At 65.2% G+C, this 24,437-nt stretch carries 23 protein-coding genes and 2 riboswitches; of the genes, 3 read left to right on the forward strand and 20 right to left on the reverse strand.

Features of this window, described 5'->3' with window-relative positions:
* Positions 1–9: 9 nt before the first annotated feature.
* Genes bluB through cbiE form a run of 8 tightly spaced genes read right to left on the reverse strand, consistent with a single transcriptional unit; the run spans position 10 to position 6,427 of the window.
* A complete protein-coding gene (gene bluB, locus ACQKOE_RS14340) occupies positions 10–657 on the reverse strand; it encodes a 5,6-dimethylbenzimidazole synthase (RefSeq protein ID WP_427513399.1) in 648 nt (215 codons plus the stop codon).
* A complete protein-coding gene (cobO, locus tag ACQKOE_RS14345) occupies positions 654–1,277 on the reverse strand; it encodes a cob(I)yrinic acid a,c-diamide adenosyltransferase (protein WP_427513400.1) in 624 nt (207 codons plus the stop codon). Before cobO ends, bluB begins: the two co-directional genes overlap by 4 nt.
* Positions 1,264–2,031, reverse strand: coding sequence for a precorrin-6A synthase (deacetylating) (cobF, locus tag ACQKOE_RS14350; protein ID WP_427513401.1), 768 nt, complete (start codon positions 2,029–2,031; stop codon positions 1,264–1,266). The genes cobO and cobF overlap by 14 nt, the downstream gene beginning before the upstream one ends.
* The gene (cobA, locus tag ACQKOE_RS14355; protein ID WP_427513402.1) at positions 2,028–2,750 is read right to left on the reverse strand and encodes a uroporphyrinogen-III C-methyltransferase; all 723 of its coding nucleotides are present in this window, start codon (positions 2,748–2,750) and stop codon (positions 2,028–2,030) included. The genes cobF and cobA overlap by 4 nt, the downstream gene beginning before the upstream one ends.
* Positions 2,747–4,078: a cobyrinate a,c-diamide synthase gene (locus tag ACQKOE_RS14360; RefSeq protein WP_427513403.1), complete on the reverse strand. Its 1,332-nt coding sequence runs from the start codon at positions 4,076–4,078 to the stop codon at positions 2,747–2,749. Before ACQKOE_RS14360 ends, cobA begins: the two co-directional genes overlap by 4 nt.
* A complete protein-coding gene (gene cobM / locus ACQKOE_RS14365) occupies positions 4,075–4,860 on the reverse strand; it encodes a precorrin-4 C(11)-methyltransferase (RefSeq protein WP_427513404.1) in 786 nt (261 codons plus the stop codon). Before cobM ends, ACQKOE_RS14360 begins: the two co-directional genes overlap by 4 nt.
* Complete coding sequence (locus ACQKOE_RS14370; RefSeq protein WP_427513405.1) at positions 4,857–5,222, reverse strand: cobalamin biosynthesis protein; 366 nt, start codon at positions 5,220–5,222, stop codon at positions 4,857–4,859. The genes cobM and ACQKOE_RS14370 overlap by 4 nt, the downstream gene beginning before the upstream one ends.
* Entirely contained in the window at positions 5,219–6,427 is a 1,209-nt protein-coding gene (gene cbiE / locus ACQKOE_RS14375; protein ID WP_427513406.1) for a precorrin-6y C5,15-methyltransferase (decarboxylating) subunit CbiE, read from the reverse strand. The genes ACQKOE_RS14370 and cbiE overlap by 4 nt, the downstream gene beginning before the upstream one ends.
* On the opposite strand from cbiE, the gene ACQKOE_RS14380 reads away from it, so the two are divergent.
* Entirely contained in the window at positions 6,426–7,187 is a 762-nt protein-coding gene (locus ACQKOE_RS14380; RefSeq protein WP_427513407.1) for a cobalt-precorrin-6A reductase, read from the forward strand. The two genes, cbiE and ACQKOE_RS14380, sit on opposite strands and share 2 nt — an antisense overlap.
* Here ACQKOE_RS14380 and cobJ read toward each other — a convergent pair.
* From cobJ to ACQKOE_RS14435, 11 genes are all read right to left on the reverse strand, one after another.
* Positions 7,151–7,918, reverse strand: a complete 768-nt coding sequence (gene cobJ, locus ACQKOE_RS14385) for a precorrin-3B C(17)-methyltransferase (protein ID WP_427513408.1) — start codon at positions 7,916–7,918, stop codon at positions 7,151–7,153. The genes ACQKOE_RS14380 and cobJ overlap by 37 nt on opposite strands.
* Entirely contained in the window at positions 7,915–8,652 is a 738-nt protein-coding gene (gene cobI, locus ACQKOE_RS14390) for a precorrin-2 C(20)-methyltransferase (protein WP_427513409.1), read from the reverse strand. The genes cobJ and cobI overlap by 4 nt, the downstream gene beginning before the upstream one ends.
* Positions 8,649–9,278 (reverse strand): precorrin-8X methylmutase, encoded by a 630-nt coding sequence (locus tag ACQKOE_RS14395; protein ID WP_427513410.1) that lies wholly within the window; start codon positions 9,276–9,278, stop codon positions 8,649–8,651. Before ACQKOE_RS14395 ends, cobI begins: the two co-directional genes overlap by 4 nt.
* Complete coding sequence (locus tag ACQKOE_RS14400) at positions 9,278–10,408, reverse strand: cobalamin biosynthesis protein CobG (protein ID WP_427513411.1); 1,131 nt, start codon at positions 10,406–10,408, stop codon at positions 9,278–9,280. The genes ACQKOE_RS14395 and ACQKOE_RS14400 overlap by 1 nt, the downstream gene beginning before the upstream one ends.
* On the reverse strand, positions 10,405–13,713 hold the full coding sequence (cobN, locus tag ACQKOE_RS14405) for a cobaltochelatase subunit CobN (protein WP_427513412.1): 3,309 nt from the start codon (positions 13,711–13,713) through the stop codon (positions 10,405–10,407). The genes ACQKOE_RS14400 and cobN overlap by 4 nt, the downstream gene beginning before the upstream one ends.
* A gap of 8 nt (positions 13,714–13,721) precedes the next feature.
* The gene (gene cobW / locus ACQKOE_RS14410) at positions 13,722–14,759 is read right to left on the reverse strand and encodes a cobalamin biosynthesis protein CobW (RefSeq protein WP_427513413.1); all 1,038 of its coding nucleotides are present in this window, start codon (positions 14,757–14,759) and stop codon (positions 13,722–13,724) included.
* 182 nt (positions 14,760–14,941) lie between these two features.
* Positions 14,942–15,170: riboswitch (cobalamin riboswitch) on the reverse strand.
* Positions 15,171–15,233: 63 nt separating this feature from the next.
* Positions 15,234–16,280: a HoxN/HupN/NixA family nickel/cobalt transporter gene (locus ACQKOE_RS14415; protein ID WP_427513414.1), complete on the reverse strand. Its 1,047-nt coding sequence runs from the start codon at positions 16,278–16,280 to the stop codon at positions 15,234–15,236.
* A 78-nt stretch (positions 16,281–16,358) separates the two neighbouring features.
* The gene (locus ACQKOE_RS14420; protein ID WP_427513415.1) at positions 16,359–18,395 is read right to left on the reverse strand and encodes a TonB-dependent receptor; all 2,037 of its coding nucleotides are present in this window, start codon (positions 18,393–18,395) and stop codon (positions 16,359–16,361) included.
* Between the two features lie 168 nt (positions 18,396–18,563).
* A riboswitch (cobalamin riboswitch) is annotated at positions 18,564–18,795 on the reverse strand.
* A 427-nt stretch (positions 18,796–19,222) separates the two neighbouring features.
* Positions 19,223–19,501, reverse strand: coding sequence for a DUF1153 domain-containing protein (locus ACQKOE_RS14425; RefSeq protein WP_427513416.1), 279 nt, complete (start codon positions 19,499–19,501; stop codon positions 19,223–19,225).
* Positions 19,502–19,791: 290 nt separating this feature from the next.
* Positions 19,792–20,484 carry an anti-sigma factor gene (locus tag ACQKOE_RS14430; RefSeq protein ID WP_427513417.1) on the reverse strand — a complete coding sequence of 231 codons (693 nt, stop codon included), beginning with the start codon at positions 20,482–20,484 and terminating at the stop codon, positions 19,792–19,794.
* Positions 20,481–21,008 (reverse strand): RNA polymerase sigma factor, encoded by a 528-nt coding sequence (locus tag ACQKOE_RS14435; protein WP_427513418.1) that lies wholly within the window; start codon positions 21,006–21,008, stop codon positions 20,481–20,483. The genes ACQKOE_RS14430 and ACQKOE_RS14435 overlap by 4 nt, the downstream gene beginning before the upstream one ends.
* A 38-nt stretch (positions 21,009–21,046) precedes the next feature.
* Between ACQKOE_RS14435 and ACQKOE_RS14440 the strand changes: the two genes are divergently transcribed.
* Complete coding sequence (locus ACQKOE_RS14440; protein ID WP_427513419.1) at positions 21,047–22,282, forward strand: S8 family serine peptidase; 1,236 nt, start codon at positions 21,047–21,049, stop codon at positions 22,280–22,282.
* 115 nt (positions 22,283–22,397) lie between these two features.
* Positions 22,398–23,252 carry a PRC-barrel domain-containing protein gene (locus ACQKOE_RS14445; RefSeq protein WP_427513420.1) on the forward strand — a complete coding sequence of 285 codons (855 nt, stop codon included), beginning with the start codon at positions 22,398–22,400 and terminating at the stop codon, positions 23,250–23,252.
* A 139-nt stretch (positions 23,253–23,391) separates the two neighbouring features.
* On the opposite strand, the gene ACQKOE_RS14450 is transcribed toward ACQKOE_RS14445, so the two are convergent.
* Positions 23,392–24,435 (reverse strand): PepSY-associated TM helix domain-containing protein, encoded by a 1,044-nt coding sequence (locus tag ACQKOE_RS14450; RefSeq protein WP_427513421.1) that lies wholly within the window; start codon positions 24,433–24,435, stop codon positions 23,392–23,394.
* Between the last annotated feature and the right edge of the window lie 2 nt (positions 24,436–24,437).

Raw genomic sequence — 24,437 nt, forward strand, 5'->3', positions numbered from 1 at the left:
GGCAAAGGGTCATCTTTCGAACAGGCGCTCGGCCAGCGGTTCGCGGGCTTGCCAGCCGCGCCGTTCAAGTTCGGGGGTGTAGGAATCTGCGTCGGGATAGCCGATGCACAGCAGCGCGATCAGCGACCAATGCGCCGGCACATCGAGCATGGCGGTGACCGCTTCGGGATCGAGGATCGAAACCCAGCCGATCCCGATGCCCCTGATGCGGGCCGCCAGCCACAGCGTATGGATCGCCGTGACGCAGGAATAGCGGAGCATTTCGGGCATGGTGGCAATGCCGAGGCCGTGGCCCGTTGGGGTCTGTTCGTCGCAGAATACAGCGAGAATTTCGGGCGCTTCGGCGATGCCATGCAGCTTGAGCGTGAGGTATTCGCCCTCGCGCTCCTGCCCGGCATAGCGCTGTGCCGCGCGGGCGTTCTGTTCGTCCACATGGCGGGCCAGTGCCTCGCGGATACCGGGCGAACGCAGCCGCACGAAACGCCAGGGCTGGGAATTGCCGACAGAGGGGGAAAGCGCGGCCTGCGCCAGAATATGGGCCATGTCCTGTTCGGCAATCGGGCGCGGCGCGAAATGGCGCACATCGCGCCGCCAGCGCAGTAGCGTTTCGAAGCGCTGCTCGAAATCCGCGTCGAACAGGGGTTGGCCCTCGTTCAAAACTCGATCCCCGCCTGGGCCTTCACGCCGGAACGGAATGGGTGCTTGATCATGGTCATCTCGGTGACAAGATCCGCCGCCTCCATCAGCGCATCGGGGGCGTTGCGGCCGGTGACGATGACATGCTTCATTTCCGGCTTGGCGGCGAGCACTTCAAGCACTTCGTCCAGCGGCAGGTAATCATAGCGCAGCACGATGTTCAGCTCGTCGGCCAGCACCATGTGATAGGCCGGGTCCGCGATCATGCGCTTGACTTCTTCCCATGCCACGCGCGCGGTGGCGATGTCGCGGCTGCGGTCCTGCGTGTTCCAGGTGAACCCTTCGCCCATCGGCTTGAATTCGACATTGTCGGGAAAGGCATCGAACACGGCCTTTTCGCCCGTGGCCATGGCCCCTTTCACGAACTGGACCACGCCCACTTTCATGCCGTGGCCAATGGCCCGCACCACCATGCCCAGCGCGGCGCTGGTCTTGCCCTTGCCCTTGCCGGTGTGGACGATCAACAGGCCTTTTTCGCGGGTCTTGCTGGCCATGATGCTGTCGCGCGCGGCCTGCTTCTTGCGCATCTTTTCCGCATGGCGGGCATCGTTGGCCGTATCGGGCGTATCAGCGGTTTCCATCGGCCTGTTCCTTTCGCATCAGATAAACGTCCATGATCCAGCCGTGGCGCGCGCGCAGTTCGGCGCGGCGCGCGGCAATGCGGGGCGCGGCCTCTGCCAGCGGCCCATGCTCCAGCGCCTGGTGCGGCATGCCCAGATAAGCGCCCCACCAGATCGTGATGCCTTCCGGCTCCAGCACCTCGAAGGCGCAACCGGCATCCAGCATGACCACGATCGTATCGGCGCCCTGTGGCCAGCTCTGTGTCCGCAAGGCCCGCCCGGTGGTGATCGTGACGGGACCGGCCAGTGGGTTGAGCGGTATGGCATGCGCAGCCGTCAGCGCCTGTATGCTGGTGATGCCGGCCACGACATTTACGGTCATGTCCATTCCGGCGGTCCGCAGCCGTTCGGCAATGCGCAAGGTGCTGTCGTAAAGCGAAGGGTCGCCCCAGACTAGCAAGGCCAACCGACCACCGTCCGGCAGGTGGTGTTCGATCTGTTCCTGCCAGATGGCGGCAATGGCGTCGTGCCAATCATGCACGGCAGAGGTATAGTCGCCTTGCGCATCGCGGACAGGCATGTCGAATTCGACGATCCTGACCGGGCGCGTCAGCACGTGCGCGCAAATCGTGCGGCGCAAGTCGACAAGGTCGGACTTGGCGCTGCCCTTGCGTGGCAGCAGGATAAGGTCCGCCGCATTCATGGTGTGTGCGGCCTGGGCGGTCAGGTGATCGGGATTGCCCGTGCCGATGCCGATGAGGTCAAGCTGGATCATGCGCCCTCCAGCAATGCGCCATAAAGGATGATGGCAGGCGCAGACGAAGCCCCGTTCGCCAGGCTTGTGGCAAGCTCTGCGAGGCTGGAGCGGGTGATGCGCTGATCGGCATGGCTGACATTTTCGGCAAGGATTGCGGGCGTATCGGCGGACATCCCTGCGGCCACCAACTGTTCGGCAAGAACGGGAAAGGTCCGCTTGGCCATATAGACGACCGTTGTGGCCCCTGGATCGGCAAGAGCGGCCATGTTGAGGTCTTCGGGCAATTGCCCCGTCTTTCCGTGGCCGGTCACGAACTGCAATCGCCGGGCCTGTTCGCGCCGGGTCAGGGGTATTCCGGCCGCCGCTGCCGCCGCGCTGGCCGCGCTGACGCCGGGTATGATCTCGAACCCGATGCCTGCTTTCTGCAAGGCTTCGATTTCTTCCTCAAGCCGGCCGAATATGCCCGCATCGCCGGATTTGAGGCGGACGACGCGCATCCCGGCCAGGGCATGTTCCACCAGAACCCGGTTGACTTCCGCCTGGCTGGGCGAAGGGCGGCCTGCGCGCTTGCCGACAGGCACCAGCTTCACGCCTTCGCGCGCGCTGTCTGTTGCCACCCGGCTTGCCAGGTCGTCGAACAGGATGGCATCGGCCTGTTCGATCCGCCGGATGGCCTTCACCGTGAGCAGTTCCGGGTCACCGGGGCCAGCGCCGACAAAGGAGACAAAGCCTGTCATGCCGCACCTGCGGGATGGAAGGGGGCGATCATGTGAAAGAAGGTTCCCGTGACATGGCCGCGCCGCGATCCGGTCTCGGCCACGGCATCGCCATTGGCATCCGTGACATGGGCGAGGGGATCGTCGCGCTGCTCCACGATGGTTGAATAGTGGAATTCATGGCCGCGCAGGCGGGCTCCGGCCGGGATGCCTGCAAGCGGCGCCAGCAACTCTGCGAGCCGATAGCCGAGATGCATCTTGCGCTGGGCATGGCTGGTGACGAGCCCCAGAAGGCCCGCCATGCGGTGGTGTTCTCCTGCCTTGTCGACCAGCGCTTCGCCCAGCACCATGTACCCGCCGCATTCGCCGTGGATGGGCCGCGTTTCCGCATGGCGTTGCAGGCCTGCAAGGAATGTATGTGCTGCTGCAATCGTGCCGGCGTGCAGTTCGGGATAGCCGCCGGGCAGCCAGACAAGATCGGCATCCGGCGCGGGCGCTTCGTTGGCCAGCGGCGAAAACGGCAGGATCTGCGCGCCTGCCTGCTGCCAGCCTTCCAGAAGATGCGGATAAAGGAAGGAAAACGCGGCATCGCGTGCAATGGCTATGCGTTGCGCGGGCGGGGCGGGCAGGGGGGCGATGCGTGTGCCGTTCGGTATGGGCTTGCTTTGTGCACAGGCGCGGATGGCATCGAGATCGGCGTGGGCGCGCAGGAACGTTGCGTAATCCGTCACCGCGCGTTCGAGATCGGGATGCTCCATCGCTTGTACGAGGCCGAGATGGCGTTCGGGCAGGACCAGATCTCCACGGCGGGGCAAGGCGCCCAGCACGGGGATGTCGACCGCTTCCAGCCCTTTGCGCAGGAGAGCCTCGTGGCGAGGGCTGGCCACGCGGTTCAGGATGACGCCGGCAAAGGGCAGGGCAGGGTCCAAGGTCTTGAAGCCCAGCGCGGTGGCGGCGGCGGATTGCGCCTGGCCGGATGCATCCAGCACAAGCACGACCGGCCAGCCCATGCGCCGTGCCAGATCGGCGCTGGCGCCATTGCCCAGCGCGCCCCGTCCGGCCACGCCATCGAACAGGCCCATGGACCCTTCGGCAAGGATCAGGTCCGCGCCGCCGGCCTGCATGGCGATGGCGTCGATCAGCGCTTCGTCCATTGCCCAGCTATCGAGGTTGAACGAGGCGCGCCCGCACGCGGCGCGGTGAAAGGCCGGATCGATATAGTCCGGACCGCTCTTGAACGGCTGCACTTTCAGCCCATCCTGCGCGAAGGCCCGCAACAAGCCCAGCATCATTGTGGTCTTGCCTGTCCCCGATGCGGGGGCGGCAATCATCAGGCCGGGAATGCTCACTCCGTCACCCCGCTGAAGCGGGATGTGGCATCTTGCGGGCGGAATCGGCGATCATAACCCTGCGCGTAAAGGCTGCTTTCGGCAAAGCCTTCGGCGGCGAGCACGCGCCCGACAAGGATCAGGGCGGTGCGTTCCATGGTGCCGGCCACGGCCTGTTCCACGCTAGCCAGCGTGGCGCGCACAACGCGCTGGTCCGGCCAACTTGCCCGCCAGACCACGGCCACGGGGCAATCTTCGCCATAGGCAGGAACAAGGTCTGCCACAACGCGCGCGAGATTGTGGATCGAAAGGTGAATGGCCAGCGTTGCCCCGGTAACGGCGAAATTCGTCAGGCTTTCGGAAGGCGGCATGGTGCTGGCCCGGCCCGGCGTGCGGGTCAGCACAAGCGACTGGCCAAGTTCGGGCAGGGTGAGTTCCGCTTCGAGTGCCGCTGCCGCTGCTGCAAAGGCCGGAACGCCGGGGGTGACGGTGAAGGGGATGTCCATCGCCCGCAAGCGGCGAAGCTGCTCGCCCATGGCCGACCAGACCGAAAGATCGCCGGAATGCAGCCGCGCCACATCCTGCCCGGCGGCATGAGCGGCGGCGATTTCGGCCATGATGTCATCCAGCGCCATGGGCGCTGTGTTGACGATGCGCGCGCCTTGCGGACAGTGTTCCAGCACCGCCGCCGGGATCAGCGATCCGGCATACAGGCAGACCGGGCTTGCGGCGATCAGGTCTCTGCCACGCAAGGTCAGGAGGTCGGGTGCGCCGGGGCCGGCGCCGATGAAATGCACGGTCATGGGTTTGATCCTTGGGCAATGGCGCATGTGGCCATGCGATCGGGGGAAATCTGGCGGCTGCGCAACAGGTGCGCGCCCGGCCCGGCGGCGGCAAGGGCTGTGGCTTCAGCGACGCTGCCGGTGCCGCGTGCCGTGTGGCTGGCGGCGGAGCGGGTGGGCGTGGGGGTGGCGGCCATGGTGTCGGCGTCAACTCCGGTGATCGCAAGGCGCAGGGCTTCTGCAAGCGGAAGGAGGGCGGTGGTCTTGTCATGCGCGGTGGCAAGATGGGTGACGGGCGGCAGGCCTTCCTGCGCCAGCATCAGCGCCGCGCGCAGCGAGCCCAGGCTGGTCCCTGTACGAAATCCGAAACCGGCGACGATCATAGAGCCACGCTCCATTGCACGACAGGATAGCGTGATTTCCATCCATGGCGGCTGGCGAGCGGCGCGGCATCGGCCAGTTCGATGCGCAGGAGGCTGCCGCCTTTTACGCCATGCCAGCGGGCCAGCAGGGCTTCCGATTCCAGCGTTACGGCATTGGCGACCAGCCTTGTTCCGCCAGGCAGGCGGCGCCAGAGCGCATCCAGCAAACCTTCCGACAGGCCTCCGCCGATGAACACCGCATCGGGAACGGGGCCATTCGGCAGGCTTTCGGGCGCGCGCCCTTGCTGCACGTCGAGCCGCTCTACGCCCAGGGCGAGCGCGTTGTCCCGTGCGCGCGCCGCCCTTACGGGATCGGCCTCCAGCGCAACGGCCCTGTTGGCGGGATGGGCCAGCAGCCATTCAATGCCGATAGAGCCAGAACCGGCGCCGATGTCCCACAGCAATTCGCCGGCGCGCGGCGCCAATGCGGACAGGCTCAGCGCCCGGATCGGCCGCTTGGTGATCTGCCCATCGGAGGCGAAAAGATCATCGGGAAGGCCCGATGCTGCGGGTATGGCCTCACCTGCACCTGCAACGGTAATCCCGACGGCAACGGGATGCGCGATATCGTCAAAGGCCAGATCGCTGGCCGAGGCATGGCGCAACCGTTCGCGCGGCCCGCCAAGGGCTTCCAGAACGTGGAGGGCCGATGCCCCGAAACCACGCTCGGCCAGATAATGCGCCAGGGCCTGTACGGCGCCCCCATCGCGCAGCAGCACGATCAGCCGGCGCCTCGGCACGAGGTGCGGGCGCAGCCGCTGGAGGGGCGCAGCGTGCAAGCCAAGGCAGTTCGTGTCCTGAAGCGCCCAGCCCAGCCGGGCAGCGGCAAGGGCGAAAGTGGAGGGCGCGGGATGGACGATCCATTCGCCCGGTTCGAGATGGGGGATCACGCTGCTCGCCGCGCCAAACCAGAAAGGATCACCCGATGCGAGCATCACCACGCGCTGGCCGCGATGCTCCAGCAGGCGGGGAATGCCATCGGCGAAAGGCACTGGCCATTCGACCGTCCGGCACGTAAGCGGGGGCAGCAGCGCAAGATGGCGGGGCGCTCCCATGACCAGATCGGCCTGCGCCAACGCCGCCCGGCTCACAGATGGCAGGCCGTCCATGCCATCTTCGCCGATGCCGATGATCGTCAACCACGCCATGGAAACAGGATTAGCCATGCGACATGTCCTTTTGCTGGGTGGCACCACCGAAGCGAGCGCGTTGGCCAGTTTGCTGGCCCAAGGCGGCATTGCGGCCACGCTCAGCTATGCCGGGCGTACCGAAAATCCGCGCGCCCAGCCGGTGCCCGTCCAAATTGGCGGTTTTGGCGGCGTGGCGGGGCTTGTGGATTATCTGCGCGAACATCGCGTGACGCATCTGGTGGATGCCACGCATCCCTTTGCCGCTAAGATGAGCGCTCATGCCGCTGCCGCCGCGCATCAGGCGGGCGTTCCACTCCTCGCGCTGACCCGTCCGGCATGGCAGCCGACCGCCGATGACCGCTGGACCCATGCCAGCAGCATCGAGGCCAGCGCCGCCGCGCTTGCAGGTGCGCCGCGCCGCATCCTGCTGGCGCTGGGCCGGATGCATGTCGATGCCTTTGCCGCGCAGCCGCAACACCACTACCTGCTGCGCTTCGTGGATGCGCCGCATACGCCGCCGCGCTTGCCGCATTACAGCCTGGTCGTGGATCGCGGACCGTTTTCTGTCGAAGGGGACCGTGCCCTGATGCAGGAGCACGGCATCGATCTGGTGGTGAGCAAGAACGCGGGCGGCAAGGGCGCCGAAGCCAAGCTGATCGCGGCCCGGCAGCTTGGCCTGCCGGTCCTGATGATCGACCGGCCCGCGATGCCCGCACGGCTTGAGGTCCACCGGCCGGAAGATGTGTTGGCCTGGCTGGATCACGGCAGCGTTCCGGGGGCGGAGCGCGGGGTGTAAAGCAGAGGGCCGTTTTGCCGTTCGATGATCCGGGTCCGGCTTGATCCGACAATCACCATCGTGCGCATATCGGCCATCTCCGGTTCGGCCTTGTCCAGCGGGACGATGCGCAGCTCTTCCTCCGGGGTGGAAACGGCCCGGGCGAACAGCACGGGGCGAGCGTCACCACAGGCTTCCTTCAGCACGGCCAGCGCGCGGGCAAAGCCTTCGGGGCGGGATTTCGAACGCGGATTGTAGAAGGCCATCGCGAAATCCGCTTCGGCCGCCAGCCGCAAGCGCTTTTCGATCAAGGGCCACGGCTTCAGATTGTCGGACAGGTTGATCGCGCAGAAATCATGGCCAAGCGGAGCACCGGCCCGCGCGCTGGCCGCCAGCATGGCGGTAATGCCCGGCAAGACCCGGATGTCGAGATCACGCCATGCGGGATTTCCTGCCTCCAGCGCTTCGAAGACGGCGGCGGCCATGGCAAAGACGCCTGGATCGCCGGAAGAGACGACCACGACCTTGTGGCCCCTGGCGGCCAGATCCAGCGCCAGCGTCGCCCGGTCCAGCTCCACCCGATTGTCCGAAGGGTGCAGCACCAGCCCTTCACGCGGGGCAATGCGCGCGACATAGGGTATATAGCCGATGACATCGCTCGCCTCGGCCAGCGCGGCGCTGACTTCTGGGGTAATGAGCGCCTCATTGCCCGGTCCAAGCCCGGCAATGGCCAGCCAGCCTGTCGCGTTCATGGCCGCCGTCCCTGTCCGTGGATCAGGAGGATCGAGAAATAGGGCGTAACGCTCTCGGCCTCGGTCAGCGGGGTGACCTTCTGGTTCGGCATGGCGGCATGTTCGACCAGCCATGCGGCCTCTTCGCGCCCGGCGGCGGCCACGGCGCGGCGCAGCTTGGGCAAGTTGCGCCCGATCTTCATCACCACCAGCGCATCGGTATCGCGGATGCGGCGCACCAGTTCCTCTTCGGGCAGGGTGGCCATGGCAACGGTCAGCACGTCATCGCCCCAAGTGATGGGCATGCCGGTTGCGTTCCATGCGCCCGCCATGCCGGTGATGCCGGGTACGACATGCACCGGTACGACGCCTGAAAGGCGTGAGTGAAGATGCATGAAGGAGCCGTAAAAGAAGGGATCGCCCTCGCACAGGACAATAACATCCTCGCCGCTGCGGGCAAGGGCGGCCAGTTTTTCGGTGCATTGCGCATAGAAGGCGGAAAGGCAGGCGTTGTAGCGTGGATCGGAGACCGGAATCTCGGTCGTTACCGGGTATTCCATGGGAAACTCGATCGCATCGGCCCGCAACATACCTTCCGCGATGCGGCGGGCTTGGCCGGGGCGACCGGCCTTACGGAAATAGGCGATATGGCGCGTGGTGCGCACCAGCCGGTCAGCGCGCACGCTGAGCAGGTCGGGCGCGCCGGGGCCAAGCCCGACGCCGTGGATCGTCCCGGTTATCACAGGCCCGCTCATTCCGGGCGGCTCGCCAGCGCGTTGACGGCCGCCACGGTAATGGCGCTGCCGCCAAGGCGGCCCGAAACGATGCAGCAAGGCGCCGCCTGCGCCGCCCAAAGGGCCTGCTTGGATTCAACGGCTCCTACAAATCCCACCGGGCATCCGATGATGGCGGCCGGGCGGGGGCAATCGGGGTCTTCCAACATGTTGAGCAGGTGGAACAGCGCCGTCGGCGCATTGCCGATGGCCACCACCGAGCCTGCAAGATGGGGCCGCCACAATTCCAAGGCGGCGGCAGAGCGGGTGTTGCTCATGGCCTTCGCCATTTCGGGGACCTTGGGATCGTGCAAGGTGCACAGCACCGCGTTGTCCGCCGGCAGGCGCGCGCGGGTGATCCCTTCGGATACCATGCGCGCATCGCACAGGATGGGCGCACCTGCGGCCAGCGCGGCCCGCGCCGTTGCGGCAAAGGCAGGCGAGAAACGGATATGCGGGGCCAGATCGACCATGCCGGCGGCATGGATCATGCGAACCGCGACGGGCTCCTCTTCGGCGGAAAACCGCGCAAGATCCGCTTCGGCGCGGATCATGGCGAAGGATTGGCGGTAAATCGCCGCACCATCGGTTTCATAGAGGTGGGGCATCAGGCGACTCCAAAATGAGCAAGAACGGCGCCGGGTTCGAGACCGGCCAGATCGGCAGGGGCGCCGGGGTGAGCATGGCGTGAAAGATCGAACCGACCGGCGCGGCCCGTCAGGGTGACATCGGCGGCTTGCGAAGCGGCGCATCCCTTGGCGCAGCCCGAAACATGCAGGCGCCCGGTTATGGCAGGGGCGAGACGCTGCGCCAGATCGCGGGTGGCAACGCTTGCTTGCGGGCAGAACGGCGCGCCGGGGCAGGCTTCGGCGCGCAGCAGCGGATCGACAGGATCGCAAATGAGGCCGGGCAGGGCAGAGGGCGGCGCGCCATCCATCACCAGCACGCGCCACGGCGTGATTCTCAGGCTTTCGGCTCCGCAGGCGCACACCGCAGCCGAAAGCAGCCGTGCCTCGATCTGCCCGAACGCAACGCCATAAGCCATGCCACGCGGCACCGGGCCGGGCGCAATGGGGGCAGAGGCCGCCGCCGGGGGCGTCGATCCGCAGGCCCAATCGGGCAAATCCGCGCCATGGCGGGCCATGCGGCCGGCTGCCGCGCCGCCGCTTTCCATGAACCAATGGGCAAGGGCGACAAGCCTGTCCGCCTCCTCGCCAAGTGCCACGCCGATGCCGCTGGCATGGCCCGCTGCGCGCAGGATCAATCCGTTGTCCGCGCACCGCTCGATCCGGAAATCGCCAGCCTCTCCCAGCAGGCATGGAGCCTTGCCGGCATCGATCACGAAACCGATCTTGCCCGGCAGTTCGGGCAGGCGATCAAGGCGGGCGAAAAGGTCTATCGCGATGCGGTGCGTGTCATCGCCTTCGGCCCAATCCGGCGCCATCAGCACATTGCGCCTTTTTTCAAGCGTCGCGTTGCTGTCCACCAGCCCGTGCTCAACCAGTTCGCTGACAAGGCTGGACCAGCCCTGTTCGGTCACGCCGCGGATCTGGAAATTGGCGCGGCGCGATACGTCGATGATCCCATTGCCATACGTTTCGGCAAGATCGCACAGCGCCAGAACCTGCTGGCGACCGAGATGCGCAAGGCGGGGCTTGATGCGGACCAGCAGCCCGTCGCCCGTGGCCATCGGACGCCATGCATCGGGGCACCAGCCCTTGACGAGGAACGCGCTCATAAGCCGTTCTCCGGGCTGTGCGCGGCTTCGGGCGCAAGAGGCAGGCTGGCGAGGATCGAATTGCGTCGCGTTTGCCAAAGGCCGGCGGCTAAGAGCGCGGCAAAGCGCGCTTCCATCGCGGCGAGCGCGGCGGGATTTTCGCGTTCCAGAAAGGCGCGGACGTCGCTCTGGCCCAGTGTTGCGTCGTGATAGAGATCGAACAATTGCGGCGGAACGCTGCCTGAAAGATGCGCGAAGGCGCCAAGATGATCGAGGGTTGCCGCCAGTTCTGCCCCCCCGCGAAATCCATGGCGCATCATGCCGGCAATCCAGCCCGGATGCGCGGCGCGGGCGCGGACCACGCGGGCGATCTCTTCGGTCAGCGGGCGGGCCACAGGATTTTGGGGATTGCGGCTGTCGAGGTGATACAGCGCGGCCTTGCCCCCGGTGACGGCTTGCGCTGCGGCAAAACCGGCCTCGTGCGCGGCATAATCGGCGGCCAGCAACAGATCGGTTTCAGCCAGATCCTGAAGATGGACAAAGGCATCGGCGCTCGCCACCCGCTGGCGCAAGCCGTCCGGGTCAGCCCGCCCGCCTGTTCCCTGTTCGCCTGCCCCGTCAAAGGCATGATCGGATGCGGCCAGCCATGCCTCGCCGCCTGCGAGCCGGCTCTCTTTGTCATAGACATCGGCGGCCGCGCCCAACCCCAAGCCATAGCGGCCCGGTTGCGGGCCATAAACGCGCGGTCCGGCGTCTTGCCCGGCAAACGGGTTCCATTCCGCAGGCTCGTCCCTGTCGCATAGGGCGCGCACGGCTTGCCCGAAAAGGACGGGCAGGGTGGGGAAGGCGTCGCGGAACAGGCCGGAGACGCGCAGGGTCACGTCGATACGCGGTCGGTCCAGCAGGGCGATGGGCAGGATTTCGACCCCAGTCACCCGATCGGACGCCATGTCCCATACCGGTTTTGAGCCCAGCAGATGCAAGGCCATGGCAAATTCTTCGCCCGCCGTGCGCATCGTGGCCGAACCCCAAAGGTCCACCATCAAGCCGCGCGGGTAATCGCCATGGTCCTGCAAATGGCGCCGGATCAGCTCTTCGGCCAGCACCACGCCTTGCGCATGGGCCGAACGGGAGGGCACCGCGCGCGGATCGATCGTGAAGAGATTGCGGCCGGTCGGCAGGACATCTGTGCGTCCGCGATAGGGGGAACCGGACGGGCCGGGCGGAACGCGCCGCCCGTCAAGCGCGGCGAGCAGGCCACGGCGCTCAGCCTCTCCATGCTCGCCCCGGCCGAAGACGTGCAGGCCATCGCCGAACTGGCTTTCCTTTACATCGCACACGAACCGGTCGATCCGGGTGATCGCCTCAACCAAGGTGGTGGCTGCATCAAGGCCCAGTTCCGCTTCAAGGCCCATCGCTTGCGCTTCCTCGCGGATTTCGGCCTGCAAGCGGTCCCGGCGGGCCGGATCAAGACCGCCCGCGTTGGAAAATTCGTCTAGCAGTGCCTCGATCCGGGCAAGGCCGGCCCCCTCGGCGGATGGCGAGAGGGGCGGCGGGGCATGGCCGATGGTCACAGCGCCAATCCGGCGCTTGGCTTGCGCGGCTTCGCCGGGGTCGTTGACGATAAAGGGATAAATGATCGGAAGGCCCGCGCTCAGCGCCTCCGGCCAGCAGGCGTCAGACAAGGCCACAGCCTTGCCCGGCAGCCATTCCAGCGTGCCATGTGCGCCCACATGGATCAGGGCATCGATGCCCTGCGCCTGCAACCATAGATAAAACGCAACGTAAGCGTGACGCGGGCAGCGGGAGAGATCGTGATAGTCGCCATCCCGCATGGCCGCTTCGCCGCGTTCGGGCTGAAGCGCCACAAGCGCACGGCCGATGGCAAGGGCGGCAAAGTGGAACGCCCCGTCCGCCACTGCGGGATCCTGCTCCGGCTCGCCCCAATTTTCGGCCAGCGCATCGCGCAAGGCAGCAGGCAGGCCTCGTAACGCTTCCCGATAGGCGGCAACCGGCCATTGCAGATGATCGTGTTGAAGGGCGGCGGCCAGATCAGGAACCGTGCCGGTGGCATGGCCTTCCTGGGCCAGATCGGCAAGGATCGCGTCTGCCGAAGCCAGCGCATCCAGCCCTACCGCATGGGCCAGCTGATGGGCCTTCCCGGGATAGGTGGAAAGGATGAGGGCCACACGCCGTTGTTCTGGCGGTGTGTGGCCCAGCGCAATCCACCCAGCCACCCGTGCGACAATGGCCCTGATCCGGTCGGCGTCGGCGCGGTGCGTGTTTCGGGCAAGGCCCAGCGCGGGATCGTACGCGGCAGCTTCCTTGAAGCTGGCGACGCCGGCAAAGACGCGGCCATCGATTTCGGGAAGCACCACGTGCATGGCAAGGTCTGCGGGCGACAATCCCCGTGACGCGGCGCACCACGCATCGCGCGATGCGGTGGCCAGCGCCAGCTGGAACACCGGCACGCCGGCTCCATCGAGCGGCGTCGCGCCCTGTTCGTCACGGGCCGAGAAGGCAGTGGCGTTGATGATCGCGGCGGGCGCGAGGTCTCTTACCCAGCCATCCACCCTGGCGCGCGCCTGAGGTTCCTTCAACGAGGTGACGAACAGCGACAGGCTGTCGAAGCCTTGCGCTTCCAGCGCGGCGTGCAGCGCGATGAACGGGGCCAGATCGTGCGCGGCAAGATAGGACCGGTAGAAGACGATCAGCACCAGAGGCCTTGCCTTGTCGCGTGCCATTGCCAGCGGATCGCATACGCCTCTGTCCGGGTGCCAGCACCCGGCCATGGGCAAGGGGGTGCTATCCTGTGCGGGGATGGTGGCAAGCCCGGCTGCCTGTGCGAGAATGGCCAGCGCCGAACGGGCCGCTTCCATCCCGCCGGAATCGCAAAGCCGGCCAAGCCTGCGCCGGACAGGGTCCGGCACCGTCGATACGGCATCCAGCCTTTCGTCCGGGCGGCCATCGCCGGGCAGAACGGCAAGGGCGATGCCGCGCCTGCGGGCCAGCGCCTCCACCTGCTGCAGCCCGTAGCTCCAGTACGGCGTGCCGCCGATCAGGCGGATGAGAATGGCCCTGGCGCCTTCCAGCGTGCGTTCGACATAGGTGTCGACAGACAAGGGGTGCATCAGGGCCGCGAGATTGGCCAGCCGCAGCGAAGGGAAATCCGGATTGGCCTTCGTGGCATCATGCCATGCCGCCGCGAACGCGCCAAGGTCGCTGTCCGAAAAGGACAGGACGACAAGATCCGCAGGCTCCTGCCCCAGATCCTGCGGGATGGCGGTTTCTTCCATCCCGTGCGTTTCGCGGAAGATGACGTGCATCGTCCGGTTCAGCCTGCAAGCACAGCCCGGATGACCCCGTCATCCACATGCTCGCGCTCGGCGATGGCGACCAGCGTGGTCTGGCGCGGCTCGTCGCTTCGCCAGGGCCGGTCGTATTGGTGTCGTACCCGTCCGCCGACCGCCTGGACCAGCAAGCGCATCGGCTTTCCGGCAACAGCGGCATAGCCCTTGACCCGCAGGATCTGGTGATCGCGGGCCAGCGTTTCGATTCTGCCCACCAGTTCGGCGGGATCGGCGATTTCGCCCAGCGTCACGACGGTGCTGTCGAAATCGTCGTGCTCATGCTCGTCCTCGTCATCATGGTGGGACGGACGCGCATGGATATCGTCCTCCGCCGCGGCGCCAAGGCCAAGGATCACGCGCGGATCGATCGCGCCTTCTGCAATTTCGATCACCGGGACGGGACGGGGGGCCTCGGCGGCAATCACCGCGCGGGCGGCGGCCACCCCTTCGGGGCCGGCAAGGTCGGTCTTGGTCAGCAGGACCATGTCGGCACAGGCCAGCTGGTCCTCGAACACTTCGGACAAGGGCGTTTCGTGATCGATGCCGGGATCGGCGGCGCGCTGGGCATCCAGCGCGGCGACATCGGGCGCAAATCGCCCGGCGGCCACCGCTTCCGCATCGGCCAGCGCCAGCACGCCATCGACCGTGATCCGGCTGCGGATGGCGGGCCAGTCAAAAGCCTTGAGCAGCGGCTTGGGCAGGGCAAGGCCCGATGTTTCGATCAGGATATGATCGGGGCGCGGATCAAGCGTCAGCAGCTTTTCGACCGTGGGAATGAAATCGTCCGCCACGGTGCAGCAGATGCAGCCATTGGCCAGTTCGACGATGTTTTCCGCCGGGCAATCTGGAATGGCGCAGGACTGGAGAATGTCGCCATCGATGCCCAGAGTGCCGAATTCATTGACCACCACGGCCAGCCTGCGCCCTGCCGTGTTGCGGATCAGATGGCTGATGAGCGTCGTCTTTCCGGCGCCCAGAAAGCCGGTCACGATGGTAACGGGAACCTTGGACAGGTCGGTCATGCACTTCTTCCCGCGCGCCGGGGCGACACAGGGCGGGGCTTGCCGGAAAGGTCCGGTCGGCGCGTGATGACGGGCGGGCGCAGCAAACGCCCGAAACCACGCGACCGTGCAGCCCCAGCCACACAGCTTCGCCGCTCAGACGGAAGAGTTACCGTGCCAAGACCAATCCCTGGGCCTGGGCAAGAGCGACCGGTACGCCGGCAGGTCTCCTGGCTCGCGGGTCAAAGCTTGATGCAAGGCCTTCCCAGATTTCGCATGTCCTGCGTATCCAGTGGCTGCCCCTTTGTCGGGGGCGTTCGCATCGCGCTATCCGCTTACAGTTGCAGGGACAGCCGCGGATTTGGGAGACAAGCTCCCGCACCGCATTCCCGATTAAGTCCGTTTCCGGACACCGGCGTGATCATTGAAGACGGGCAGGCCCTATCTTCGGCAGCGGCCTTAGATCGGAATGGCAGCCGAGCCAATCCCTTTCCATCAGCCCGCGGGCGTGACCTCGATTTCATCGAGCCGCTGCCAGCGATAGATCGCGAGGCTAGCGACCCAGCACACGATGAACAGGGCGATGATGCCGAAGCCGAGATTGTTGAAATTGTCCCCCAGTTCAGCGGCCACGCTCCACGGCCAGCCCGTCAGGCCCAGCTTGTCGCCAATCAGGGCCAGGGTCTCGATCCCGCCGATGATGATCGCCACCAGCGCCGAAATCAGGGTGATGGTGATGTTGTAATAGAGTTTGCGGATCGGCTTCACGAAAGCCCATTCGTAAGCCCCGAGCATGATGACGCCGTCTGCCGTATCGACAAGGGCCATGCCTGCTGCAAACAGGGCTGGGAGGACCAGGATCGTGCCGATCGAAAGCCCGTTGGCGGCCTGGCTGGCGGACATGCCCAGAATGGCCACTTCGGTTGCCGTATCGAAGCCCAGCCCGAACAGAAACCCCAGCGGAGCCATGTGCCAGCTCTTGCCGACCAGCCGGAACATCGGCCCGAACAGCCGCGACAGCGGGCCGCGCGATCCCGACAGCAGGTTCAAGTCGTCTTCCACATAACGCCCGCCCGCGCGCACATGGACGAAAGTTTTCCAGACCGAACGCAGAACGACAAGGTTCATGCCCGCGATGGTGAACAGGAACAGGGCGGAAACCGTGGTGGCGATCATGCCGCCCACGTCCTTGAACGCATCGAATTTGGACAGGGCGTTGGTCGTCAGCGCGATGGCAATGGAGGCGATGGCGATGATCCCGGAATGGCCGATTGCAAACCAGAAGCCGACGCCGATGGGGCGCTGGCCCTCCTGCATAAGCTTGCGGGTCACATTGTCTATGGCCGCGATATGATCGGCATCGACCGCGTGGCGAAGCCCAAGGCCCCAGGCGAGCACGGCGGTGCCCAGCATCAGGGGTTGTGCGTGGAACAGGCTGAACGCCCAGATCCAGACGGCGATGTTCGCCGCGATCAGGGCCGTGAAGAGCAGGCCGATCCGACGGCGCAGCGACAAGGATGAAATGCGTGCGAGAAGAGGCATGATTTTCTCTGTAACGAAAGGGACGGCAGGAGAGCGGGGGCGACAAATCCGGTGTCGCGCGGTGCGGGCGGCTTGCGGCTAGAAGGTCACCTTGGCCCCTATTCGCGTGGTGCGGGGTTCCACCACGCGGCTCAGCCGTCCTTCGACAGGGCCGGCCAGGTCGTGGGCCGGGATGTAGGATTCGTAGAAATAGGCGATGTCCTTGTCCCGGCTGTCGAAGAGGTTGAGCACTTCTGCGTAGATCTCGATCCGCTGGCCTTTCCATGCGGCCCTGCCATTGGCGATCGTGCTGCCCCGGTCCCTGACGCTGTTGTCCTCGACCAGGGGCGATGGCCCGAGATGGCGCAGCCGAAGGCTGGTCGACCAGGGCCCGCTAACCAGCGATGCGCCCGCAGAAGCCGCGCTTTCAAAGGCATTGGGGATGCGATCGCCATTGTCATAGCGCGCATGGCTGGCGGTGTAGCTCCCATCCAGAACGAGCCATGGGAGCGGTTGCCACGAGACGACCACTTCATAACCGTGGCGCTTGCTGGCCCCTGATGGCTCGACCGCGTTGGAATCCCCGATGAAGCGCAGTTCGCTGTCGACATCCAGCCACCAATAGGTGGCCGTCAGGGTCGCGCCGGCCCTTTGCATGCGCGCGCCCAGTTCCTTGCCGGTGCCGCGCACGAGCACGGGGACCGGCGTATCGACATTGACCGCGCCCCGGACATCGTTCGAATGAAAGCCGCGCCCCAAATTGGCGTAGACTTCCAGGTGCGGCCTGATTTCATAGGAAATCGATGCCTTGGGCGAAAGAAGGGTGGCTGACCCCTTGCCCTGGCCTAGCGCGCCCGCGACGGCATCGCGCGCGCGCACGAAATAGGCGTAATAATCGCCCCGCAGGCCGGCCGTCATGCGCAGGCCGGGCACAGGCTTCCAGATAGCCTCGCCGTAAAGCGCAAGGGACAGTTCCTTGACGCGGTAATGCCCCAGCGAGGCGAGAAAGGCCCGGTTGCTCGTGTGATCGACGCCCACATTGCCGATGGCGTCATAGCGGTGCTCCATCCCGACCGATCCGGTCAGGGCGGGCCCCATGTCCCATTGCTTCTTCGCGGTCAGCCCGGTCACCCAGCGACGGTCGAATTGCCGGATCTGCGCGCTGGTGCCATCCGGATTGGCGTAGGTCGGATTGGAGAACATGCTCCAGTCGTAGAACTGGGCATAGGCATTGGCGTGCCATGTCGGCTGCTTGACCAGGATATTGCCGATCAGGCGCAAGGTTTCGCCCCGCGCCGAAGGTTCGGGAGAACAGAACGCATCGGCGCACAGGGCCGTGCCGACGATGCGCTCGGGAATTTGCTCGGTCGGATGCCAGGTCGCGCGGTAGGCGTGGAGCGATGCTTCGATGGCGCCTGCCGCTGCCGGCGCGCGGTATTTGGCAAAGCCGGCGTAATGGCGCAGCCGTTCAGGCTCCTGCCAGGGGCCGTCATAGGTGCGGATCTGGCCGGCAAGCGTCAAGTCGCCGCCGCCGGGCGCGCTGTGCGTTCCACCGGCGGCCAGTCGTCTCCAGCCAAAGCTTCCGCCCTCAAGCAAGGCCCAGGGCCGGTCGTAACGGTCCACAGTGCCCATATAGGCAGCGCCAGCCAGGGCGAGATCGCCGCCATCCGCGCGATAGGGGCCTTTGCGGAAATCCTCCCGCGCCACGATCTCCGGAATCAGCCCGTTAAGATCCAGATAGCCCTGCCCGTGGCCGTGCGTGCGAAAGTTCATCTGCACGCCATCGATATAAGTGGTGAAATCGGACCCGTGATCGAGATTGAAACCGCGCAGGAAATACTGGTTTGCCTTGCCGCTGCCCGAATGCTGGGCTGCGACCATGCCCGGAACCGCTTCGAGGAATTCGGCCACACGCAAGCGGGGCCGCGCCAGCAGGTCGGCACCGGTCACGCTGCCTTCGCTGGCTGCATGGGCCGTGCCGATCGTCACTTCGCTATGACCGAAAACGACAATATCGCTGGCGGAGCGTTCCTCGCGCGCATCGGTATTCGCCGTTGCATCGGCGGTTTCGGCATGGGCAAGGGTGGCTACGAGAAGCGCGGCGAACGCGCATTTGGAAAGAACGGTTCTGATCACAACAAAGTCTCCGGCGTCTTGCGACGGGCGGGGGCTTGCCGTTCACGAACGGTCGGGACGCGCGCCGGCCCAACGCCAATGGCGCAGCATGCGTTCCAATACGGCCCCAGCCGCTCGTTCGTCGCTCAGACGGAGTTCACCGTGCCTTAGCCATCCCCTGGACCAGGCAAGAGCGACCGAGCGCCGGCAGGTCTCCTGGCTTGCGGGTCATTGTTTGATACACGCCTTCCCAGACCTCGCAGGATTTAGCGTCCGGCCCAGTGGCTGCCTCTTCAAGGAGGCGAAGTGTATCGCACTATCCGCTTACAGTTGCAGGGACAGCCGCAGATTTGGGAGACAACCTCCCGCACTGCATTCCCGATTAAGCCCCTTTCGAGGCACCGGCGCGATCATTGCCCATGAATTGCTCCATTGGGCAGTCGCGAACTTATCGGGTTCACGATAAAAAGCAACTGACGCTGGCCGCACTTTTTCTGTTGTAGCTAGGACGGGTAAATCCTCAAAAGCGGTGCATGTGGCACCACCCTATCACAGCGCTTGCGCTAAATCGCGACGCGGATTGGCGAATGATTGCGCCCCTTTTGCCTTTCTCGCGCGGCGGAGTTGAGCCTTAATGAGCTGCCTCTGTTGCGGGCAATTTGTCCAGCGTCCCGGCATCCGAGCGGGACATGTGCCGCTGACGCCAGCATATGAGTGACATCGGCGGTTTGTTCCCGATGGCGCTATGCGATCGTGCTTCGTTGTAGTGTATGCGCTGAGGTGACAGCCTCTGCCAACTTGATCAAGTCGGGGGTCGCTATTGCCAGTCAATATTTTTGCTGACGCTCTTATAGTTCGCGGTAGTATTGCAGCCTCGTGATGCGAAGTCCGGGCATGCCCGAGCGGTCGACGGCGCGCTGCCAAGCGGCAAACTCTTCAAGGGTGAGATTATAATGTTCGCAGGCCTCATCGACGGTTAGCAAGCCGCCGTTGACGGCCGCGACCACTTCGGCCTTGCGCCGGACGACCCAGCGCCGTGTATCGGCCGGCGGCAGGGAATCCAGCGTCAGTGGCTCTCCAAGCGGCCCGATGGCCACTGCAGGACGAAAATTCTGATTTTCAATCATTACAATGTCGACCGTCAGGCTTAGTAGGCTGGCGACGCCTTCTCGTATAACAAGCTTTTACCTGAGCACTGTGACACGGTGGGGTTAATGTCGGGTTTAGGGCATTTTGGGATCATTCTGGATTGGAAAATGCGACCAAGTCCACGCGGCGTTTGATCGTCGCTTGCCATTCGCGTCAGCTCGAACGGAAAACGCCCTAGCCGCTGACGCCACCTGACGACAGAAGGATTACGGGGCTACAGCTCCAATTGAAGCCATAGGGCTGCAGACGTCATGTCGCCGCGACCATGTTATCTGGTCGGGCGCCATCCATCATTGCGGGCCGCCCGCTCGGCCTCGTCATCAAGCGCAGAGCCCACCGCGAGGTTCTGTGCAGCCTGCATGATCTCGGCTTCGCTGCCGGCCTGACGATATTCGCTCTCGCTTCGCGGCGCGCCTACAGCGCCAGCGCGCAATTTCCAGCCGGTTTTGTCGCGGCAGGCAATTCCGGTGCCCGAATGGCTGGCAAAAGCGCGGCAGTATGACCCCGCTGCATCGCGGAAGCTCAGCAGGACCCTTGTCGGAGCGTCCGCTGGTCGCTCGGCCACGAGCTGGCTGTCGAGCGCGCTTGCCAGTTGCTCGTCCGCATAGCCCGGCAGTGGGTCATTGTGCGTCGTCAAGGTGACGACGAGAGCCAGCGATGCCGCAAGGGCCGGTCCAGCAAACCAGGTCCAGCGCGGAAGGGTGCGGCGTTGCGCCCGCTTGGCATCGAGATCGATCACTGCTGCCGGCTGGGGCCTGAACAGTGCCGCGAGATGGTCCGGCACGGGGGCCTGTCCGATCGGCGCGAAATGCGCGTCGAGCTTCTGGCGCAAGGCGCGATGCGCGGCCACTTGGCGGGCCAGCGCGGGGTCGGCGGCAATCGCTGCTTCGACGTCCGCCCGCTCGACATCGTCAAGCTGGCCATCGGCATAGGCGGCGATCTGTTCCGGTGTCGGGATCATGCCGTTTCTCCCAGCAGGACCAGAAGCGCATCGCGCCCACGAACTAGCCGCGAATTGAGCGTGCCGACCGGACAGCCAGCGATTTCGGCCGCTTCCTTGTAGGACCAGCCCTCGACCATCACGAGTAGCACCGCCTCGCGCTGTTCATCGGGCAAAAGCGCCAGCGCGCGGTCCACATCGCCCAGCGCCGCGCGTTCCTCCTGCCCGCCCGAGGCGCCGACGGTCAGGCCGGCTTCCTCGTCCACGAAGGTTTCGCTCCGGCGGTTGCCGGCGCGAACCTCATCAATCCAGATATTGCGCATCATCCGGTACATCCAGCTGTCGAGCCGTGTTCCTGCCTGCCACTTGTCGCGGTTGCGCAGGGCGCGCTCGATTGTAATCTGGCACAGGTCGTCAGCTTCGCCGGACCCGCGCGCCAACCCGGCGGCGAACCGGCGCAGTCGCGGCAAGAGTGCAAGGATACCGTCTGCGAAGGGGTCTGCCAGGGTCTGTGCCTTTCCTATGGATGGAACGGACGAGTTCATCCGTTTAATCCCTGCCGATGCAATTATTGCACAAAGGAGTGAAATTGAAACGGTCCGCTCTTTTCGCCCTGATCCTGGCTGTAGGCGCTGTCCCGGCGCCGGCGCAGCTTGGCCTGCCGCCCGTGGTGGGAACAGTGGACGAGACCCTGCAGACTGTTGACCGGACGATTGGCGCGGTTGCCCCGACATTGCACAATATCAGCGCCTCGGCGCGGTCTTTGGCTGATGCTCGGGTTGAGCGTCTCGCCCGGTTGCTGCGCCGCAATCCCGATAGCATGGAACGCGACAGTGCTGGCGATCTCGCCCGGAAGGATGAGCTGCTGTTGCTCGATCCGGATGCCGATGCGCTCGAAAAGGCGCGTATAGCCGGGTTTACGGTGTTGTCGACCGAGGTGTTGGCCGAACTTGGCATGAGGGTCGTGCGCTTCCGGATCCCGTCCAGCATGAAGCTGGCACGCGCGCAGGACAGGCTCGCAGGACTGCTCCCCGGCGTGACCATTTCCGCAGACACGCTCAATTTCCAGGGCGGCGCGGTATCGCCTGCGGCCAGGCCCGGCAAGGCAAGCCCGGCTTCCATGCCTCCGATCGAGACCCCAGTGGGCATCATTGATGGCGGTGCAGGCCGCAGCGCCACAGTGGCCGAGACGCGCGGCTTTGCCCGGGGCGCTCCAATGGTGAGCGACCATGGCGCCGCCGTTGCATCGCTGCTGGCCCATGCGGGCGTGCGGCGGGTTCTGGTGGCCGATGTCTATGGCAACGATCCGGCAGGCGGCAATTCGCTGGCCATCGCCCGTGCGCTCGACTGGCTCATCGGACGCGATATCCGTGTCGTTTCGATGAGCCTGGTCGGCCCGGCCAATCCGGTCCTTGCGCGGGCTATAACCGCAGCCCAGCGGCGCGGTGCGGTGATCGTCGCGCCGGTAGGCAATGATGGGCCAGCGGCCCCCGCCGCCTATCCGGCGTCCTATCCCGGAGTTATCGCGGTCACCGGGGTTGATGGCCGCAACCGCGCGATGATCGAGGCCGGGTGTGCTCTGCATCTTGATTATGCCGCGCCGGGCGCGGATATGCTCGGGGCCAATGCTGCGGGGCGCTGGGTGAGGGTGCGCGGCACGTCGTTCGCGGTGCCTTTCGTTGCCTCGCGCGCGGCCCTGGTCCTTGGTGGCCCTGTTGCCGCGCGGCTGGACCGCGAGGCGATCGACCTCGGCAAGCGCGGACCCGATGAGATCTATGGCCGCGGACTGCTCTGCGTGATCTGCCGTAGGACCCGATGAACCTGCCCCTGAAGATTTTCCGTGCCGGGATGGATTAAACCCGAAACCGCATCCGTTGTCATTTTCAGGAAGCGCCACGGCGGCGTTTTCACGAAATCGACGAAAGGAAATTGTGATGCGTATCTTCCTGGCAGCTTCGACAGCCATGCTCGTTCTTGCCGCTCCGGCAGCCCAGGCCCAGATCCTTGGCGGGCTTGGCGGCGGCCTTGGGGGCAATGTCAGCGGAACCCTGGGTGGTACGATTGGCGGTATCGGCTCGGTAGACCCGATGGGGAGCGTCAATAGCGCGACCAGCGGGACCCTGCGCGGTTCCGGCAGCGCCACCGCCAACAAGTCGGTCGATCGCAAGAACGGTAAGGTTCATGCAGACGGCAATGCTGACGGCTCGCTCACGGGAAGCCTGGCGCAGACTGTCTCCACCCCGACGCGAATGATCGGCGCCGATGGTTCAGCCAATGGCTCCGGTTCGGCATCGGGCAATGCCGATGCGCAGTTGATCGGCACCGATGCGGTGCGTTCGACCGCTCAGAGTGCAGCCGGGTCCGCGAGCAGTGCAGCTGGCGGCGGTGCTTCCACTGCCGGGACGCTGATTGGCGGCACCGTCGGCCTTACTGGTTCAGCTGCCGGATCGGCGGCTGGCTCCGCAAACGGCGCGGGCAGTGCGGCAGGATCGCAGGGCGCAAATTCGCTGGCGCTCGCAGGCACCCTCGCCTCGTCGGCCAATGGCGCCTTTTCAGTCAGCAAGGGGATGCCCGTCCTGACGCCGGATGGCGAAAAGATCGGGAAGGTCCGCGAGGTGATTACCGATGGACGCGGGGAAGTGCGCTCGCTGCTGGTCAAGGTCGATGGCGAGAAGGCGATCCTTCCAGCCGCGAATTTCACCGGCAGCGGAAATGCCGTGGTCTCGGCCATGGGTGAAGGTCAGATCAAACAGGTCGCCCGACAGCAGGACGAGGCAGCTACGGAATAAACCGGTCTTAGTGAAGAGCAGCTTCAACGTGGGATAGTCATGCACGGCTCCCTTCGGGGGGCCGTGTTTGTCATGGCTGTCCGTACTGTCCAGAGTGCCCGCGGTGGGCCATCTACCCTGATGGTCAAACGGCAGATGTTCAGGATCGCCGCGGCATCCAGAAGCTCCAGACCGCCAGGGAGCCAAGCATGGCCATGGCAATCCCCGCGATGCACAACAGGAACCGGTAAGCAAAGCCGCCCACTTTGGCTGCGTGCAACGGATAGATCGCGTTAAAAGCCTGAGTGACCGGCGAAAGGGCCCCGGCGTCTCGGGATCCGAGGATGAGGCCGCTTCCGGCGTCGAACCACACCATTGTCCTGCCGTTGGGCAACCACTCCTCGCCCCGCTTCATCCGAACTGTGATCGGCTCACCGGCTTTTCGCGGCAGTGCGACGATACGGATGGCTGCGTCTGGGAATGTGCGATGAGCGCGCTCGACGATCGCGGGCCAGTCAGGATGGGATGCCAAGGGTGCGCTCTTGAAAACTGGGGATTGGAGTTCTTCATCCAGGGTTGCCGTCGATCCCATCGGTGCAAGAACGACGTGTGCAACAGGCCGAAAGATCAGCATGACCCCTGTGAGCGCGGCCAGAAACAGGATCGGAGCCGTCACGATGCCGAGATCGCGGTGATGCATGCGAACTGCAGGCTGGCTCAGGCGTTTCGGCCAAAGTCGCAGGCGGAAGGTCCGGCGGGTTCGCCACCACAGGATCACTCCCGTGACCACGAATACAATTGCCGCCAAACCAGCTATTCCGGCCAGAAATTTCCCGGTCTCGCCTGCCAAAAGATAATGGTGCAGATCGAACAGCCACAACTCCGGCCTTTCCCACTGACTGGACCAGCGCTCGACGATTTCACCGCTTTGCGCCGCGTAGAATCCGCCATTGCCCGAGCGAAACTGGACCAGGCCGAAACGATCGTTGGCATAGATCAGGCTCTCGCCGCCGCTTGCGTCTTTCAGCAGGCGTGCCGTGAGTTGCCCGAGGGCGGCAGGATCTACCACTCTCGCATCGTCGACGTGCGGCAGCGCAATCCAGGTCTCCTTATAGACAAGGATTGCCCCCGTCAGGCCGAGCACCGCCAGGATCAGCCCGAGCAGGCCTCCGCCCCAGCGGTGCAGCAATTCAATCGTGCGCATCT

This window comes from Novosphingobium sp. NPDC080210 (assembly GCF_050281025.1).
Classification (GTDB): domain Bacteria; phylum Pseudomonadota; class Alphaproteobacteria; order Sphingomonadales; family Sphingomonadaceae; genus Novosphingobium.